Genomic DNA, 17,810 nt, shown 5'->3' with positions numbered 1-17,810 from the left:
TAGCAGGAGATAGTCAGCTTATTACCACTTCATTTCGCCGGTATTCACTTTGGCACTCAGTTCCAGCGAACTTTCTTCCGCAAGGTTCGGCCACTGTTTTTTCATCGCGATGATGACGTCGGTAGACGCTTTATGTGTCGTGAGGGCCTGTTCAAACTGCTGTAGATAGCGACGGGTAAAGTCGATAGCGCCGGTACCCGCTGGCGGTGTCCCAAGGTAGTGGCCCGGAATAACGCGTTCGGGCTTAAGGGCAGCCATGCTATCCAGCGTCTGCTGCCACTGTTTACGGCTTTCCGGCGTTTGGGTATCCGCCGTCCAGACGTGAATGCCCCATGAGACGCCCGTGCCGCCGAGGATGGTTTTGGCGGATGGGATCCAGACGTACGCCGCATAGCTTTCAGGCTCTTCAATGCTTACTCTCTCACCGTCAATCATAAAGGTGGTTGAGGCAAGCACTTGCGGCACGTAGAGCTGCGTCGGCGCGCCATCTTTCATCTGTGGCCCCCAGAAGGCGAGCTTCGCGTCTTTTGTGGCCCTGATATGGTCCACCACCTGTTGTGTGGCGACAACTTTGGCATTAGGGAAGGCTTTCATCAGCGGTTGCAGGCCGAAATAGAAATCCGGATCGCCGGAAGTGATCACGATTTTGTTCAGCGTTTTACCGCTGTGGCGAATTTTTTCTACCAGCGCTTCGCCATCTTTCACGCTGAACTGGGCGTCAAACAGTACCGCCTCTTTCGGGCCAGATACCAGCGTGGAAGAAACGGCAAAAATGCCTTTTTCCTGCGGGTTATACGTATAAACGGTCAACGGCGCGGCAAAGACGGCCGGAGTGAAAAGGGTTGTCAGCAAAGCAAGGCGGGCGATAGTCATGGTCATGTCTCTGTTCTTCAAGAAAGACTCTATTGTACGGATCTCTTCATTTGCCAGAATTCCTGAAACAGGAGATGCTTAGTTTCGTAGATCGAGCAAATGGAGGTCAAAATGGATCGCGTTATTGCCGCCCAGGTGTACAACCGCATCTGTGAACTGGGGAGTTTAAGCGCGGCGGCGCGGGCGCTGGGGATCTCCCGTCCGATGGTGAGCCGTTATCTGGAGCAGATGGAGAAGTGGGCCGGGGCGCGGCTGGTTAACCGCTCCACCCGCAAGCTGACGCTGACGGCGGCGGGGGAGAAAGTCCTGCAAAAGACGCGCACGCTATCGCAAATTTCTCAGGAAATTGAAGATCAGTCAGTGAAGGATTAACCCTCAGGCACGCTTCGTGTCGCCTGCGCGCATTTTACCGCGATGCAGATTATCGCTCCGGTGCTGCCCGATCTGTTGCAGCGTTACCCTCAACTGCGCATTGAGCTGGATGTTAACAACCATCCGGTGAGCCTGGTGGGCGAGCGAATTGACGTGGCGATCCGCATTACCGATAACCCCGAACCGGGTATGATCGCTCGCCGGTTGGGAGAGTGTCGGTCCGTGCTTTGCGCCTCGCCGCACTACCTTGCAAGCCGGGGCGTTCCAGAGGAGCTGGAAGACTTAGCCCGGCACAACTGCCTGCATTACAGCTTTTTTGCCGGTCAGTCGTGGCGTTTTTTAACGCCGGCAGGGGAGCCGGTCACGACGGCGGTCAGCGGCAATCTCAGCGCCAGCATCTCATCTCTGCTAATGGAGGCGGCGATAAATCACTGTGGTATTGCCATGCTGCCCGAGCGCGAGGCCGACGCGGCGCTACGGCAGGGAAGCCTGGTGCCGGTGCTCAGCGCCTATACGCCAAAACCGATCGGCATTTTTGGTATTTATCAGTCGCGAGACTATCAGCCTGCGGCGCAGCGTGTGTTCCTCGACGCGCTGGCAAACCACCTTGCCACGCGATCGGACTAGTCTGTCTTCCCTGCAAAATAGATTATGCGTCCTATACTTATCCCTTTGTAAGCCAAAAGGAGAGCAAGAATGACGATTCATAAGCACGGTTCAGCACACTGGTCTGGCGACATCAAACGCGGCAAAGGGACGGTATCGACCGAAAGTGGCGTCCTTAACCAGCAACCTTACGGCTTTAACACCCGCTTCGAGGGCGAGAAAGGGACTAACCCGGAAGAGCTGATTGGCGCAGCGCACGCGGCATGTTTCTCTATGGCCCTGTCGCTAATGCTGGGCGAAGCGGGTTATACCGCCGATTCCATCGATACCACGGCGGATGTCTCGCTGGATAAAACCGACAGCGGTTTTGCCATCAGCAAAGTCGCGCTGCAAAGCAAGGTGACAGTACCGGGTATCGATCCGCAGCAGTTCGACGGCATTATCCAGAAAGCCAAGGCCGGTTGCCCGGTCTCGCAGCTGTTGAAAGCGGAAATCACGCTGGATTACAAACTGAACTGATATCGGGCCGGGCGCATGCCCGGCTCATTTTTAACGGTTACGCCAGCAGCGTACGCTTCGGCTTGCGGAAGAGGGCTGGAGCTGTTGCGGCTGTTCACATCCCTGCGTCGCCAGCGAACAGCGGTCGCGGAAATAGCACCCAACGGGCAGGTGGCGATTACCCGGAAGATCGGTTTTTCGCAACGCCAGATCCTCATCCAGCGGTTCTCCGGTCCGGGGAACGGAGTCAAGCAGCAGTTGCGTATACGGATGGCGCGGCTGACCCAGCACCTGGTCCGTCGGCCCCAGTTCCACGATTTGCCCCAGATACATTACCGCCACCCGGTCGCTCATGTGCCGGACCACCGAGACGTTGTGCGAGATCAGCACGTAGGTCAGATTTCGCTGCTGTTGCAGGGCAACCAGCAAATTGAGGATCTGTGCCTGGACGGAAATATCCAGCGCGCTGGTGGGTTCATCCAGCACGATGATGTCCGGATCCGAAGAGAGCGCCCGGGCAATAGCGATGCGCTGGCGCTGTCCGCCCGAAAACGCATGCGGCAGGCGGTCAAGATATTCCGCTCGAATCCCAACCTGCTGCGCCAGCGTTTCAGCCAACTGACGACGCTCCCGTTCGCTGCGACGTTGCTGTATCCACACCGGCTCGGTGATGGTGCGCCAGACGGGTAAACGCGGATCGAGGGACGAGAGCGGGTCCTGAAATACCATCTGCATACCACCCGCCGCATTCGCGCGCTGACAGGCACCGGTACTCGGTTTGAGCATGCCCATCAGCAGCTGCGCCAGCGTGCTCTTTCCACAGCCGGATTCCCCCACAACGCCCAGCGTTTCGCCGCGATGGATCCGGAGATCCATGCCGTTAAGGGCGTGTACCTGTTCCGTCACGCGCCCCAGCCAGTTTTTGCGCGCAGGAAAATTCACATGCACGCTATCCAGTTCCAGCAGTACCTCAGACATGGCGTCTCTCCTGTTGTGGGTACCAGCAGGCAGCCTGCTGGCCTTCTGCGCCCGTGGAAATTATGCGCGGCGTTTCGCTGCATTTCGCCCCGGCAGCAAAACAGCGTTCGCGAAAAGCACATCCGCGCGGGAGGTGGCTGAGGTTAGGTACCGTGCCGGGAATGGCCGGGAGGATCTCGCGCGGTTTACCATTTTCCGGGGCACACCGCAGCAGGCCAATCGAATAGGGGTGCACAGGATGGTGGATCAAGGTCTGCGTGCTGCCGCTTTCGATCACGCTGCCCGCGTACATAACGTACATCCGGTCACAAAGCTGCGACACCACCGCCATATCGTGACTGATAAACAGCACCGACGTTCCGCTGGCGCGCGCTTTATGTTTCAGCAGACGCAGCACCTGAAGCTGGACGGTCACATCCAGCGCGGTAGTGGGTTCATCAGCGATGATCAGCTCCGGCTCGCAGGAGAAGGCAAGGGCGATCATTACCCGCTGGCGCATACCGCCGGAAAGCTCAAACGGATAGCGATCCATTACCTGCGCCGCATCCGGGATTTGCATCTCGCCCAGCAGGGAGATCGCCTTCTGCCGCGCGTCGCGGCGGGAAAGCGACTGATGCTGGCGGATCACCTCCACCATCTGCCTGCCAATCCGGCGCGTGGGGTTAAGCGCCGTCATCGGCTCCTGAAAAATCATCGCCACCCTGGCGCCGCGCCACTGACGAAGCTGTTTTTCCGACGCGTTCAGCACATCTTCCCCGAGCAGCGTGACCCGGCCATGGTGAACATGGTAACTGCCTTCCGGCAGCAGGCGCATCGCCAGCATCGCGGTGACCGATTTTCCCGAGCCGGATTCGCCCACCACGCCGACAATTTCACCCCGGCCAATCTCCAGCGAGACGTGGTTGAGCGCGTGGACGTCACCGCGAAAAATGGGGAAGCTCAGGTGCAAATCTTCAATTGATAATACGGAATCACTCATGACTGCTTCCCTCCTGATTTGGGATCCAGCAGGTCGCGAAGACCATCGCCAAACAGATTAAAGCCAACCGCCGTGATCAGAATTGCCGCCCCCGGAAACGCGCAGTACCACCACTGGTCAAGCACGTAGTTACGCCCCACGGCCACCATTGCCCCCCATTCGGCGGTCGGCTGCTGCGCGCCTAATCCAATAAAGCCCAGCGTGGCGGCCATCAGAATGGCGCTGCCGATATCCAGCGACGCTTGTACGATCAGCGGCGGCAGGGCGTTACGCAGGATATGCCAGCTGATCAGGTGCCAGCGCGATGCGCCAAAGGTGCGGGCGGCCAGCACGTAGGTGAACTGGCGCACCACCAGCGTTTGCCCGCGTGCCAGCCGCACGTAAAACGGAATGCGTACAATCGCAATCGCCAGCATCGCGTTAAACAGGCTTGGGCCGAGCGCGGCGGCCAGGGCCATCGTCAGCACCAGCGAGGGGATGGAGAGCATAATGTCCATGATGCGCATAATGATGGCGTCGCCGCGCCCGCCAAGTACGCCGGACAAACAGCCGAGCAGCGAACCGATGCCGCCCGCAATCACCACCACCGCCAGCCCCGCTGTGATGGACTGCTGGCTGCCCACCAGCACGCGGCTGAACAGATCCCGGCCCACCTCATCGGTGCCAAACCAGTGCTGGGCTGACGGTGCCTGCAAGCGCGCGGTCAGATCCAGCGCGTTCGGATCGTGCGGGACTATCCACGGCGAGACCACCATCATCAGCAGCATCACGATCATAATCACCCCGCCGATCAGCGTGAGCGGGCTTTTGCGTAACATCCAGAACAGCTTTGCCCAGTTGATGCGCTGTTTAGCGGTGCTGACAGGGACGGGCGTTTCCTGAGTTAACATCATTCGGCACCTCCGCGCCCGATTCGCGGGTCGATCCACAGGTACAGCAGATCCACCACCAGATTAACGAAGACATACGCCAGCGATACCACGACCGCGAAGCCCATGACGGCGGGGAAGTCCAGCGCCTGAATGGAGGTCACCACCCAGGCCCCCATTCCCGGCCAGGCAAACACGGTTTCGGTAAGCACCGCCCCGTACAGCAGATCGCCCAGCGCCAGCCCGAGCACGGTAATAGAGGGGATCATGGCGTTGGGTAAGGCGTAGCGCAGGACGATGTACCAGCCCGGCAACCCGCTCGCGCGGGCGGTACGAATATAATCCTCGCTCAGTTGCTCCAGCATCGCGGAACGTACCTGACGCGCCACAATACCCAGATGCACGAAGGCCAGGGTCAGGGAGGGTAAAATCAGGTGCTGCAGGGCGTTGAAAAACACCTCGCCGTTGCCTTCCAGCAGAGCGTCCAGCAGATAAAAACCGGTAACGTGGGCGGGCGGATCGAGCCAGTCGTCTAGCCTGCCGCCGCCGGGCAGAATTTGCAGTTGACCGTAGAACAGAACGATAACTCCCAGTCCCAGCCAGAAGGCAGGCGTCGAGATGCCCGTCATCGCCATCAGTCGCACCAGGTGATCCAGCCAGCGGTTACGGTACACCGCCGATAAAATGCCCAGCGGCACGCCAATCACCAGCGCCAGCAGCAGGGAGCAAAAGGCAAGCTCCAGCGTGGCGGGGAAAAAGGCTTTCAAATCTTCCGCAACGGGGCGACCGGTGCGAATGGAGGTGCCCAGATCGCCGTGCGCCAGCGCCTCTACATAGCGGCCAAACTGAATATAGAGCGGTTGATCCAGCCCCAGCTGCTGGCGGATGCCCTGCACGATTTCATCGCTGGCGCGGTCACCGGCCAGCAGGCGGGCCGGATCGCCGGGGATCAGGTGTGAAATAATAAAAGTAATAATACAGACACCGGCCACCACCAGGATTAACCCCCAGCAGCGCTGGCGCACAATGCTCCAGAACGTCATACACTTCCCCCCGGCGTGGGCCGTTACTTACTCATGGTGGCGATGTTAAAGACCTGCTCAAGCATCGGATTAAAGGTGAAGCCTTTGACCTCTTTGTTCATCGCCAGCTGGTAGTTCTTCTGGAACAGATAAACGTAAGCCGCCTCGTCAATCACCACTTTCTGCGCCTGCTGGTAATCTTTGGTGCGTTCCGCCTGATCGGTGGTTTTCAGTGCCGCCTGCAACAGCGCATCGACCTCTTTGTTCTCATAGAATGAGCGGTTACCCGGCAGCCCTTTTTTGTCCGATTCGAACCAGTAGTTCATGAACATGTACGGGTCAGCGAAGTCCGGGCTCCAGTTACCAATCGCAATGTCATAATCACCTTTGCCGACGCGGTCGCGCATGGTGGCGTTCGCCAGTTTCTCGAGCTTGACGTTAATCCCCAGCTTGCCCAGGCTCGCCTGCGTGGAGAGGGCGATAGGCTCCCAGTTCGGGTCGTTATCGGAATAGAGGAACGTCATGCTGGCAGGTTTATCTTTGACTTTCTCCAGCGCCGCTTTGGCTTTGGCCTCGTCAAAGCTGTACTGCATGGCGTTCGCATCGAAGCCCCACATGCCCTCCGGGATCGGGCCGCGCATCTGCTTGCCGTTCCCGCTGAGAATGCCTTTCACCATCCCCTGGTAATCGGTCGCCCAGGAGACCGCGCGGCGCAAATCCACCTGATTCATCGGAGGCTTACTGTTGTTCAGATAGAGGTAGGTCACCCGCAGGGACGGGTATTCCGCCACGGCCACTTTGCCTTCCTGCTTCAGAGCAGCAAGCTGATCCACCGGCAGGGCGTCGGCGATATCCAGATCGCCACGGGAAAGTTGCAGGCGACGCGAGGCGCTTTCACCGATAATCTTCACCGAGACGCGCTTAAAGTGCGGCTTTTCACCTGGCCAGTGTGGGTTGGGCACCATCACCAGCTGTTGACCTTTCCGCCAGCTTTTCAGCATAAACGGTCCGGAACCCGCGGTGTTTTGCGCCAGGAAACCGCGTGCGTCGTCGGCGGCATTGGCCTTCAGCACCGCCGGGTTGACGATCGACGCGCCGTCATTGGCCAGCGTGTAGAGGAACGGGGCAAACGGCTGGCTGAGGGTGAATTTCACCGTATGCTCATCCACCACGTCCACTTTCAAATCTTTCGGGAACGCTTCGGAAGGTCCCTGGTTGATTTTAAGCAGACGTTCAAACGACAGCTTGACCGCTTCGGCGGTCACCGGCGTGCCGTCGGCGAATTTTGCATTATCTGCCAGGGTGAACGTCCACACTTTCTGGTCGTCTGACGCCTTCCAGCCCGTCGACAGATCGCCTTCCACCTCCGTGGTGCCAGGCTTGTATTTCACCAGACGCTGGTACGAGGGATAGGTCACCGTCCAGTCGTTGTTATCGATAGTGACCGCCGGATCCAGCGTTTGCGGATCGGCAGCTTTCCCTATCACCAGCATATCTTTTGGCACCGCCGCCAGCGCGAGAGGGGCGCTCAGGGCGAGCGTAGCGGCAATCAGGGTAGTAAGCAGCGTTGTTTTCATGGCCGGGCTCCAGAATTACAGTGAGTGTGTGATCGGATAACAGGCGAACTGGTCATCTAACAGCGGATAGCTGGCGGCGTTCGGCAGCTCGAAATGCCACCACTCGCTGCTGATGCCCACAAAACCGCCGCCGTACATAACGGCGTTCAGGAGCAGACGATTTCGCTGCGCCTCGGGCGGAACGGAAGGGTGCCAGGCATGAGAACGGTCGTGCATTTCGTCAAACCCGGCGCCCATATCCAGCACGTTGTCGTGTTCATCCATCAGCGTGACGTCAATGGCAGTGCCCCGGCTGTGGTTCGAGCCAATCGCGACATCCACCACGTATTCCGGATTGGGGCAGGCATCCCAGAGTTGCGCCTGTGCCTGCTGCGGGCGATAGGCGTCGTAGACCACCAGCTTCAGACCGGCCAGCGCGGCGATACTGATCGATTTCGCCAGCGCGGTGGCGGCATCAGTGTGCAGCAGGCACGCGGCGTGCTGATAGATCGGGCGGCCGGTAATGTTATCGGCGGTCGAGTATTTCAGATCGATATGCAGCGTAGGAAAAGTTTTCGCCACATCAATCAGTTGACTCTCTTCAGGCATAGCTCCGCTCCTTTAGCGTTCAAATTGACCAAATTCTTGTTGTAGTTGTCGGTTGATTGCCAGACGTTCCGGCAGCGCTTCCCCCAGCGCCTCCACAACGCCCGACAGCAGCAGGTTGAACAGACAGCTCACCGGCGCCAGCGAGTCCCAGAAATGGCCGGTATCGGTCTTCACCTGGAGTAAATCAATCGGGTAATCCCGCGCCCACGGGCACCAGATATCGGTGATCAGCGCCATCGCCAGTCCTTTTTCGCTCGCCACGCGGCAGTACTGGCGGGCAATGGCGGAGTAGGCGCGGGTATCGGTCAGCACGATATACGGGTTAGCAAAGCCGGAGTTAAGCGACTCCACCCAGCTACCGGAGAGCCCTTCGGAATAGCTTACCCGCGGGCGCAGATACTCCAGATGGCTGAAGAACGCATTGGCGATCCCGCGCGTGGACTGGATCCCCAGCACGAAGACGGCGTCGGCATGGGAAAGTTGCTGGACCACCTGCCTGAACGTTTCGCTTTGCGCCAGCTGGTAGACATGGGCAATGGCGTCCACCTCCAGCGACAGGGAGTGCTGAAGGCGATCCGACAGCGGCTGTTGCTGTTTCCAGGAGTCCAGCCGCTCGTTAATGCCCCAGGGCTGATGGGGATCGCGCAGGCTTTTTTTGGCGTCATCAAGGTTGCGATAGCCCAGCTTGCGCAGAAAGCGTCCGACGGTGATCCCGCTGGTGGCCGTGGCCAGCGCCACGCTCTCAGCCGTTTCAAAAGGGATCTGCCCGACGTGCGCCAGCATCCAGCTTGCCACCCGCTTTTCGCTCGGGGTGAGCTGGCTAAAGGTCGCTTCGATACGGCTCAACACCTCAGGTTTGGTCGTCATACCGCCTCGCTGTTAACTGGCTGTCAAAGGCCGGGTTTCTGTTATCAGATTAACAATGCAGGACGCGTGCCATGTTCACATTGCGGCGAAAACGCGCTGTGCAGCAAAGTTAATGCAATATTTGTTTAACAGATGCTCAACATTTGTGCAGCGTAGTTCACTTTTGGTGCAGTGTCCGGCCTGAGCGGTATCTATTTGGTGAATACGACAGCCTCTTCACATTTTTTGGTAAGATGAAAGATCTGTGGATAAGAGAGGGAGCCTTACATGGCGAATTTGCCCTGGCGGGTCAGCGTGCGCCTGATGGCTCTCGCAAAAAAAATAGCGATGGTTATCGGGATCATTGTGCTCGTTCTGCTGGCGGTGCGGGTTTATCTTTCGCAGCAGGGGCCGTCCCTGCATCACTGGCATACCTGGCGGGCTGACGAAATGTCCGTGCAGGAGATGGATAACGCGACCTTCGCAGCCTATGTCGCGCGGGAAAACGCCATCTTCACCGCTCTTGATGCTGAGGTGACGGCGAAAGTCACCCCCGCAGAGCGCACGCCGCTGAACCGCTATTACCGTCAGAGCCTGGTGTGGCCAGGACACTTTACTCCGGATGCAAACCGGTCGTTTGTGCTGATGCCTGCCGGAAAGCCGCGCGGGGCGGTAGTGTTGTTGCACGGTCTGACGGATTCGCCCTACAGCGTCAGGCGTCTGGCTGTGAATTATCAAAAGCACGGCTTTGTGGCCGTAGTACCTCGTTTGCCCGGACACGGCACGGCGCCGGGCGCGTTGACAGACGTTGACTGGGAGGCGTGGCTGGCAGCTACGCGCCTTGCGGTTCGTGAAGCAACACGCCTGACGGGGAACGATCTCCCCCTGCACCTGGTGGGCTATTCCAACGGCGGGGCGCTGGCGATGAAATACGCCCTCGACGCCCTTGATGCGCCTGAACTGCGTAAACCTCAGCAGATCGTTTTGCTCTCACCGATGATTGGCGTCACGGCGTTTGCGCGCTTTGCCGGATTCGCCGGGCTACCGGCTATGTTACCGGCGTTTGCCAAAGCCGCGTGGCTCAACATTTCGCCGGAATATAATCCTTATAAATACAATTCGTTCCCGGTGAATGCGGCACGTCAATCCTGGCTGCTTACCCGGGCGCTGCATGAGCAGATAAACTGCGATGTTCATGATCACAAACTAACGCAGCTCCCGCCGGTACTGGCGTTTCAGTCGGTCATGGATTCAACGGTCAGTACCCGCGCCGTAGTCAGCGGGCTGTTTGACCAGCTTCCGGCAAATGGCAGCGAACTGGTGGTATTTGACATCAATCAGGCCGGGAGTTTCCGTCCACTGTTCAGGCCATCATCCTGGACGGCGGTGGCTGACCTGCTTCCCGAGGCGAAAAGGCGTTACAGTGTCACAATCGTGACCAATGCCAGCCCTGACAGGTTTGATATGGTGGCAAAGACAACGCCTGCGGGCAGCACCCGGGAAACGGTGACGCCGCTGTCGGTCTCGTATCCGCAGGAGGTTTATTCCCTGTCGCATATTGCCATTCCGTTCCCGCCTGAAGACGATCTGTATGGCCGCCATCCTGAGGTGAAAAACCGCTATGGAATCAGTCTCGGGACGATAGCCCTGTGGGGAGAAACCTCAGTTCTGAGCGTCGGTAAAGATGCGTTAATGCGCGTAACGTCGAATCCTTTCTACGACTATATGCAGACGCGGATCGACAGCCGTCTCGGTGAGAATCAACCCCGAAGTGGAATAGACTAGGCCACCCCAGGGAACTATGTTAAACAGTACCGTTCAGGCGTATACCCCATACCGGACCCCGTTTCTGTGCTGACAACTCTCATTTATCGAAGCCAGCTGAGCTTAACCTGCACCTCCGCAGCGTTAAGCGCGCTGGTTGAAAAGGCCAGGATCCGTAATACGGAGCAGGGCATCTCAGGCATTCTTCTCTCCCGTGGACGTGACGTTCTGCAAATTCTCGAAGGCACGGAACAGAACGTCGTCGCGCTTTTTAACACCATCCGTGCGGACAACCGGCATACCGGCGTGGTGGAGCTGATGCGCGATTACGGTCCGCGCCGACGTTTCGAAGACGTGGGAATGCTGCTGTTTAACCTGGACGTTCAGACCCCGAAAGCGGTTCTGGCATCGGTTCTGCATTACAGCAAGCTGGAAAGCTACCTGACTTCTGAGGATCGGGTCTTCAAATTTATTCAGACCTTTATCGCCGGCAAAACCGCTATCCCACCCGCTTCGGACTATGAGCCTGATAAATGGACGCTTTCGCGAGAGCGCGCGCCGTTTGGTAAAGGGTTAGGTCTGCTGGCGGGACAGCCCTGCCAGTTTGCGCTGCAACCCATTGTCGAGCCGTCCGAAGGCAAAATCAGTTCTCTCGAAGCGCTTATACGCGGAAACGACGGCGGCAGCCCGGAGCATTTTTTCCGTAGTCTCGATCGTGAAAAGATATACGAAGTCGATCTGCATACCAAAGCCTGGACCTTTGCGCTGGCGCAAAAGCTGGGCATCGGCAGCCACAAACTGGCGGTGAACCTGCTGCCAATGTCGCTGGTTAACGTGCCGGGTGCGGTAGAGTTCCTGGTAACGCAGATCAAAAAGCACGGTCTACAGCCAGAGCAGGTGGTCATTGAAGTCACTGAGAACGAGATGATATCCGGCTTTAACCAGTTTAACAGCGCCATTAAACAGCTGCGAGCGGAAGGGGTTGGGCTGGCAATAGATGATTTTGGTTCCGGCTATGCCGGTCTGTCGCTGCTCACCCGGTTCCAGCCGGATAAGCTCAAAATCGACAGGGAGATCGTCAGCGATATTCACCAGAGCGGACCCAAGCAGGCGATTGTGAAGTCGATAATCAGCTGCTGCACCGATCTGGAGATTACGCTGGTCGCAGAAGGCATTGAGAAGGTAGAAGAGTGGTGCTGGCTTGAATCCGCCGGTATTCGCCGCTTCCAGGGCTTTTTGTTCGCCCGCCCGCAGCTCAATGGCGTGGGTGATATCCACTGGCCCCAACGGGTAGGTTAAGCAAATTTTCCCTCGCCATATTTCCCCGACACCCTGCCTGTGCTTAAATAGCTAAACCGGTTTAACATTATTTAGCTAAGAAGGTTATATGGAGACGATCTGGGTACTTGGCGATGCAGTGGTGGATCTGTTGCCCGACGGAGAGGGCAAACTGCTGCAATGTCCGGGCGGCGCACCGGCCAACGTCGCGGTTGGGATTGCGCGTCTGGGCGGCAGAAGCGCCTTTATAGGCCGGGTGGGCGACGACCCCTTCGGGCGCTTTATGCAAAAAACGCTTGCGGATGAGCAGGTTAATACAGAATGGCTGCGCCTGGACCCGCAGCATCGCACCTCCACGGTGGTGGTGGATCTCGATGACGACGGGGAACGTTCCTTTACCTTTATGGTTCGCCCGAGCGCTGATTTATTCCTCGACTCTGCCGATCTCCCGCCATTCCGCGCCGGGGAGTGGCTGCACGTCTGCTCTATCGCGCTCAGCGCCGAACCCAGCCGTTCCGCGACGTTTCAGGCGATGGCCGCTATCAGACAGGCGGGCGGTTTCGTCAGCTTTGACCCCAATATCCGCGCCGATCTCTGGCACGATGAAGTCGAGCTGCGCCAGTGTCTTGAGCGGGCATCAGCCTGTGCAGATGTGGTGAAAATCTCGGTGGAAGAGCTGGCGTTCTTGACCGGAAATGCGCAGGTCCATGAGGGGCTGGCGGAGCTAATGCGCACCTGTCCGGCCAGGCTGGTGCTGGTGACGCAGGGAAAAGAGGGCGTCACCGCCTGGCAGGGAGGCGCGTTGACGCACTATCCTGCATCACCCGTGGAATGCATTGATACCACCGGTGCGGGGGATGCTTTCGTCGCCGGGCTGCTGTTCGGTCTGGCACGTCATGGCCAGGCCCGTCTCTCAGAGGTCATCACGTTAGCGCAGCGCTGCGGAGCGCTGGCGACAACCGCAAAAGGGGCAATGACCGCGCTGCCTTATCATCACGAACTGTAATTCACCTCTCCAGGCCTCCGGTCGGCGGCCTGAATTGTCGCCTCGATCACACTTACTAAAACGGTTTAGCAAAAAACGTTGCCGATTCAAAATTCAACGGTTTAGTATCATCAGCCTAAACCGGTTTAGCAATTTAGCATTTTCACCGATAGTTATTAGGGATGCGACAAAATGTATAAAAAACGCAGACTTGCCGTGATGATAGGCATGCTGGCCGGGAGTACCTCTGTTTTTGCCCAGACGGATATGACACGTATCGAAGCGCGCCTGGCGGCGCTGGAGCAGCGTTTGCAGGAGGCGGAAACCCGCGCGCAGGTTGCTGAAAAGCGCGCCACGGCAGCGGAACAGAAAACACAGCAGCTGGTGGCTGCGCAGCAGGAAGCGCAGACCTCCACACAGGCGGTGGCGCAACGTACTACGGTGCTGGAAGAGAAAGCCGATCGGACAGGCGGTTTTGAATTTCACGGTTACGCCCGTTCCGGCCTGCTGATGAACGACGCGGCCTCCAGCAGCAAAAGCGGCCCTTATCTGACGCCCGCCGGGGAAACGGGCGGGGCCATTGGGCGTCTGGGGAACGAAGCGGATACCTACGTTGAGCTGAATGTTGAGCACAAACAGACGCTGGAGAATGGTGCGACGACGCGCTTTAAGGCGATGCTGGCCGACGGTCAGAAAACCTATAACGACTGGTCGGCAGACAGCAGCGACCTGAACATTCGTCAGGCCTTTGCCGAGCTGGGCAATTTGCCGGACGTTACCGGTGCGCTGAAAGGCAGCACCTTCTGGGCGGGTAAGCGTTTTGACCGCGACAACTTCGACATTCACTGGCTGGATTCCGACGTGGTATTTCTCGCCGGGACCGGCGGCGGCGTCTACGACGTGAAGTGGAACGATACGCTGCGCAGTAACTTCTCCCTTTATGGCCGTAATTTCGGCAGTGAAGAGGAGATCGACAACAACGTCCAGAACTACATCTTAAGCATGAACCACTTCGCCGGGCCGGTGCAGTTGATGTTCAGCGGCTTACGGGCAAAAGATAATGACGACCGTAAGGACAGCAACGGCGATGCGATTAAAACCGATGCGGCGAATAACGGGGTGCATGCGTTGGTGGGTCTGCATAACGAGAGCTTCTACGGCCTGCGGGAAGGTTCCGCCAAAACGGCGCTGCTTTACGGCCACGGTCTGGGGGCCGAGGTGAAAAGCATTGGTGCAGACGGCGCATTGCTGTCAGAAGCCGATACCTGGCGTTTTGCAAGTTACGGTGTCACGCCGCTGGGCGGTGGCTGGCACATTGCGCCCGCCGTACTCGCGCAAAGCAGTAAGGACCGCTACGTGAAGGGCGACAGCTATGAGTGGGTCACGCTCAATACGCGTCTGATCAAAGAGGTGACCCAGAATTTCGCCCTCGCGTTCGAGGGCAGCTATCAGTACATGGATTTAAACCCGGAAGGCTACAAGGATCGCAATGCGGTTAACGGTAGCTTCTACAAGCTGACCTTTGCCCCGACGTTAAAGGCGGGCAAGATTGGCGATTTCTTCAGCCGTCCGGAGCTGCGCCTGTTCGCCACCTGGATGGACTGGAGCAGCAAGCTGGATAACTACGCCAGCGATGACGCCTTTGGCAGTAGCGGCTTCAACGCGGGCGGGGAATGGAACTTTGGGGTGCAGATGGAAACCTGGTTTTAACCCTTCACGCTCCCGCATCGCGGGGGCGTTTCAAACATCATAAAAATAGGTCAGGAAGAGGTATCTATGGATTTTAATCATATTGCGCGCGAGCTGATTCCGCTGCTCGGTGGCAAAGAGAACATTGCCAGCGCGGCACATTGCGCCACGCGCCTTCGTCTGGTGCTGGTCGATGATGCGCTTGCCGACCAGCAGGCTATCGGCAAGGTTGAAGGCGTGAAAGGCTGTTTTCGAAATGCCGGGCAGATGCAGGTGATCTTCGGCACAGGGGTGGTGAATAAGGTTTACACCGCGTTTATTCAGGCGGCAGGGATAAGCGAGTCCAGTAAATCGGAAGCGGCGGATATTGCAGCCCGCAAGCTGAACCCGTTTCAGCGCATCGCGCGTCTGCTCTCCAACATCTTCGTGCCGATTATTCCGGCGATCGTGGCCTCGGGTCTGCTGATGGGCCTGCTCGGGATGGTTAAAACCTACGGCTGGGTTAATCCGGATAACGCGCTCTATATCATGCTGGATATGTGCAGCTCGGCGGCGTTTATTATTCTGCCGATCCTGATTGGCTTCACCGCCGCGCGGGAGTTTGGCGGCAACCCGTATCTGGGCGCAACGCTCGGCGGCATCCTGACTCATCCGGCGCTGACCAACGCCTGGGGCGTAGCGTCCGGCTTCCACACCATGAACTTCTTCGGTCTTGAAATCGCCATGATTGGCTATCAGGGAACCGTCTTCCCGGTACTGCTGGCGGTGTGGTTTATGAGCATTGTGGAAAAACAGCTTCGCCGGGCGATCCCGGATGCGTTAGATCTGATCCTGACGCCGTTCCTGACCGTCATTATCTCCGGCTTTATCGCGCTGTTGATTATTGGCCCGGCGGGACGCGCGCTGGGCGACGGGATCTCCTTTATTCTTAGCACCCTGATTGCCCACGCGGGCTGGCTGGCCGGGCTGTTGTTTGGTGGGCTCTATTCGGTGATTGTCATTACCGGCATTCACCACAGCTTCCACGCTATTGAGGCCGGACTGCTGGGTAACCCGTCGATTGGCGTGAACTTCCTGCTGCCGATCTGGGCGATGGCGAACGTGGCGCAGGGCGGGGCGTGTCTGGCGGTGTGGTTCAAAACCCGCGATGCCAAAATCAAAGCCATTACCTTACCGTCGGCGTTTTCCGCGATGCTGGGCATCACCGAAGCGGCAATTTTTGGCATCAACCTGCGTTTCGTGAAGCCGTTTATCGCGGCGCTGATCGGTGGTGCGGCGGGCGGTGCCTGGGTGGTGTCGGTGCATGTCTACATGACCGCCGTTGGCCTGACGGCGCTTCCCGGTATGGCGATCGTTCAGGCAAGCTCGCTGCTCAACTATATTATCGGCATGGTGATTGCCTTTGGCGTGGCGTTCACCGTCTCTCTGCTGCTGAAATATAAAACGGACTCTGAATAATGACCTTACCTTCCCGCTGGCCTGCCGTGTTGCAGGCCGTGATGCAAGGCCAGCCGCGTGCGCTGGCGGACAGCCACTATCCGCAGTGGCATCCCGCACCGGTGACAGGGCTGATGAACGATCCGAACGGCTTTATCTGGTTTGCCGGACGTTACCATCTGTTTTATCAGTGGAACCCGCTGGGCTGTGAACATCGCTACAAGTGCTGGGGGCACTGGAGCTCAGCAGATCTGGTGCACTGGCAGCACGAGCCAATGGCGCTGATGCCTGACGAAGAGTATGACCGCAATGGCTGTTACTCCGGCAGCGCCGTGGATAACAACGGCGTGCTGACCCTGTGCTATACCGGCAACGTTAAGTTTGACGATGGCGGCCGCACCGCCTGGCAGTGTCTGGCGGTGCAAAATGACGACGGCACGTTTGCCAAACTGGGACCGGTGTTGCCCCTGCCGGACGGGTATACCGGGCACGTCCGCGACCCGAAAGTGTGGCGCCATGACGGGCAGTGGTACATGGTGCTCGGGGCGCAGGATCAGCATAAGCGCGGCAAGGTGCTGCTGTTTACGTCAGCCGATTTGCACACCTGGGCGTCCTGCGGCGAAATCGCCGGTCACGGCGTCAATGGACTCACGGACGCGGGCTATATGTGGGAGTGCCCGGATCTGTTTGCGCTTGATGGCACACACGTCTTGATCTGCTGCCCACAGGGGCTGGCGCGTGAACCGCATCGCTATCTCAACACCTATCCGGCCGTCTGGATGAGTGGGGCATTTGATTATCAAACGCCTGCATTTGCGCACGACGAATTGCATGAGCTTGATGCCGGTTTCGAATTTTACGCGCCGCAAACCACGGTGGCAGAAGACGGCCGCCGCATCCTCATCGGCTGGATGGGCGTGCCGGACGGCGAAGAGATGCTCCAGCCTACACGGGTGCACGGCTGGATCCACCAGATGACCTGTCCGCGCGAGCTGCGCTACCGCGACGGTAAGCTCTGGCAAACGCCGGTCCGTGAGCTGGAAACGCTGCGCGAGGATGAACATCACTGGCAGGGACGCGCCAGCGATGCCCCGGTGCTGGAGGGAACCCGTCTTGAGTTCGAACTGAGCGCATCGTGCGTAAACGTGGATTTTGCCGGCGCGTTGCGGCTGATTATGGATGATGCGGGGATCCATCTGGAACGCGCCAGCCTGGAAACCGGAGAGACGTTGACCCGCTACTGGCAGGGCACTGTTCATCATTTACGCGTGCTGTGTGACCGTTCCAGCGTCGAAATTTTCATCAATCACGGTGAAGGCGTCATGAGCAGCCGCTATTTTCCTGACCATCCGGCCCAGGTTCGCTTCGAAGGTGCGTCCGACATCACATTACGCTACTGGTCGCTGCGCAGCTGCATGATAGAATAGGGGTTTTGGCAGCCGGATCTAA

15 protein-coding genes and 1 pseudogene are annotated in these 17,810 nt (G+C 58.3%); 8 read left to right on the top strand and 8 right to left on the bottom strand.

Annotated elements, in window-relative coordinates; all coding sequences use genetic code 11:
* Positions 1-21: 21 nt before the first annotated feature.
* Complete coding sequence (locus ACQG1K_RS11380) at positions 22-873, bottom strand: Vmh family MBL fold metallo-hydrolase (RefSeq protein ID WP_367074641.1); 852 nt, start codon at positions 871-873, stop codon at positions 22-24.
* Between the two features lie 111 nt (positions 874-984).
* Between ACQG1K_RS11380 and ACQG1K_RS11375 the strand changes: the two are divergent.
* Both ACQG1K_RS11375 and ACQG1K_RS11370 read left to right on the top strand, forming a co-directional pair.
* Positions 985-1,872 (top strand): annotated as a pseudogene (locus tag ACQG1K_RS11375) (LysR family transcriptional regulator).
* 69 nt (positions 1,873-1,941) lie between these two features.
* Positions 1,942-2,370 (top strand): OsmC family protein, encoded by a 429-nt coding sequence (locus ACQG1K_RS11370; RefSeq protein WP_003857069.1) that lies wholly within the window; start codon positions 1,942-1,944, stop codon positions 2,368-2,370.
* Positions 2,371-2,400: 30 nt separating this feature from the next.
* Here the strand turns inward: ACQG1K_RS11370 and ACQG1K_RS11365 are convergent, their stop codons facing one another.
* Genes ACQG1K_RS11365 through ACQG1K_RS11335 form a run of 7 tightly spaced genes read right to left on the bottom strand, consistent with a single transcriptional unit; the run spans position 2,401 to position 9,229 of the window.
* Positions 2,401-3,327, bottom strand: a complete 927-nt coding sequence (locus ACQG1K_RS11365) for an oligopeptide/dipeptide ABC transporter ATP-binding protein (protein ID WP_048966623.1) — start codon at positions 3,325-3,327, stop codon at positions 2,401-2,403.
* Entirely contained in the window at positions 3,320-4,306 is a 987-nt protein-coding gene (locus ACQG1K_RS11360; protein ID WP_367074496.1) for an ABC transporter ATP-binding protein, read from the bottom strand. The genes ACQG1K_RS11365 and ACQG1K_RS11360 overlap by 8 nt, the downstream gene beginning before the upstream one ends.
* A complete protein-coding gene (gene ddpC, locus ACQG1K_RS11355) occupies positions 4,303-5,199 on the bottom strand; it encodes a D,D-dipeptide ABC transporter permease (protein ID WP_022648185.1) in 897 nt (298 codons plus the stop codon). The genes ACQG1K_RS11360 and ddpC overlap by 4 nt, the downstream gene beginning before the upstream one ends.
* Positions 5,196-6,218: an ABC transporter permease gene (locus ACQG1K_RS11350; RefSeq protein WP_003857077.1), complete on the bottom strand. Its 1,023-nt coding sequence runs from the start codon at positions 6,216-6,218 to the stop codon at positions 5,196-5,198. The genes ddpC and ACQG1K_RS11350 overlap by 4 nt, the downstream gene beginning before the upstream one ends.
* 23 nt (positions 6,219-6,241) lie before the next feature.
* Positions 6,242-7,774: an ABC transporter substrate-binding protein gene (locus ACQG1K_RS11345; protein ID WP_367074499.1), complete on the bottom strand. Its 1,533-nt coding sequence runs from the start codon at positions 7,772-7,774 to the stop codon at positions 6,242-6,244.
* Between the two features lie 15 nt (positions 7,775-7,789).
* Entirely contained in the window at positions 7,790-8,362 is a 573-nt protein-coding gene (ddpX, locus tag ACQG1K_RS11340) for a D-alanyl-D-alanine dipeptidase (protein WP_367074501.1), read from the bottom strand.
* A gap of 12 nt (positions 8,363-8,374) precedes the next feature.
* Complete coding sequence (locus tag ACQG1K_RS11335) at positions 8,375-9,229, bottom strand: MurR/RpiR family transcriptional regulator (RefSeq protein WP_023300159.1); 855 nt, start codon at positions 9,227-9,229, stop codon at positions 8,375-8,377.
* A 267-nt stretch (positions 9,230-9,496) separates the two neighbouring features.
* On the opposite strand from ACQG1K_RS11335, the gene ACQG1K_RS11330 reads away from it, so the two are divergent.
* The 6 genes from ACQG1K_RS11330 to ACQG1K_RS11305 all read left to right on the top strand — a co-directional run bounded on the left by ACQG1K_RS11330 (position 9,497) and on the right by ACQG1K_RS11305 (position 17,788).
* A complete protein-coding gene (locus ACQG1K_RS11330) occupies positions 9,497-10,993 on the top strand; it encodes an alpha/beta hydrolase (protein ID WP_367074503.1) in 1,497 nt (498 codons plus the stop codon).
* A gap of 66 nt (positions 10,994-11,059) precedes the next feature.
* Positions 11,060-12,271 (top strand): diguanylate phosphodiesterase, encoded by a 1,212-nt coding sequence (locus ACQG1K_RS11325; RefSeq protein WP_367074505.1) that lies wholly within the window; start codon positions 11,060-11,062, stop codon positions 12,269-12,271.
* A gap of 88 nt (positions 12,272-12,359) precedes the next feature.
* The gene (locus ACQG1K_RS11320) at positions 12,360-13,256 is read left to right on the top strand and encodes an aminoimidazole riboside kinase (protein WP_367074507.1); all 897 of its coding nucleotides are present in this window, start codon (positions 12,360-12,362) and stop codon (positions 13,254-13,256) included.
* A gap of 171 nt (positions 13,257-13,427) precedes the next feature.
* Complete coding sequence (locus ACQG1K_RS11315; protein WP_367074509.1) at positions 13,428-14,945, top strand: carbohydrate porin; 1,518 nt, start codon at positions 13,428-13,430, stop codon at positions 14,943-14,945.
* 66 nt (positions 14,946-15,011) lie between these two features.
* The gene (locus ACQG1K_RS11310) at positions 15,012-16,382 is read left to right on the top strand and encodes a sucrose-specific PTS transporter subunit IIBC (protein ID WP_038416083.1); all 1,371 of its coding nucleotides are present in this window, start codon (positions 15,012-15,014) and stop codon (positions 16,380-16,382) included.
* Positions 16,382-17,788, top strand: a complete 1,407-nt coding sequence (locus tag ACQG1K_RS11305; protein ID WP_367074511.1) for a sucrose-6-phosphate hydrolase — start codon at positions 16,382-16,384, stop codon at positions 17,786-17,788. The genes ACQG1K_RS11310 and ACQG1K_RS11305 overlap by 1 nt, the downstream gene beginning before the upstream one ends.
* Positions 17,789-17,810: the final 22 nt, after the last annotated feature.

Origin of the sequence: Enterobacter cloacae complex sp. 402C9, from assembly GCF_050030745.1 — a bacterium.
GTDB classification, from domain to species: domain Bacteria; phylum Pseudomonadota; class Gammaproteobacteria; order Enterobacterales; family Enterobacteriaceae; genus Enterobacter; species Enterobacter intestinihominis.
This window is presented reverse-complemented; position numbering and strand designations above follow the sequence as displayed.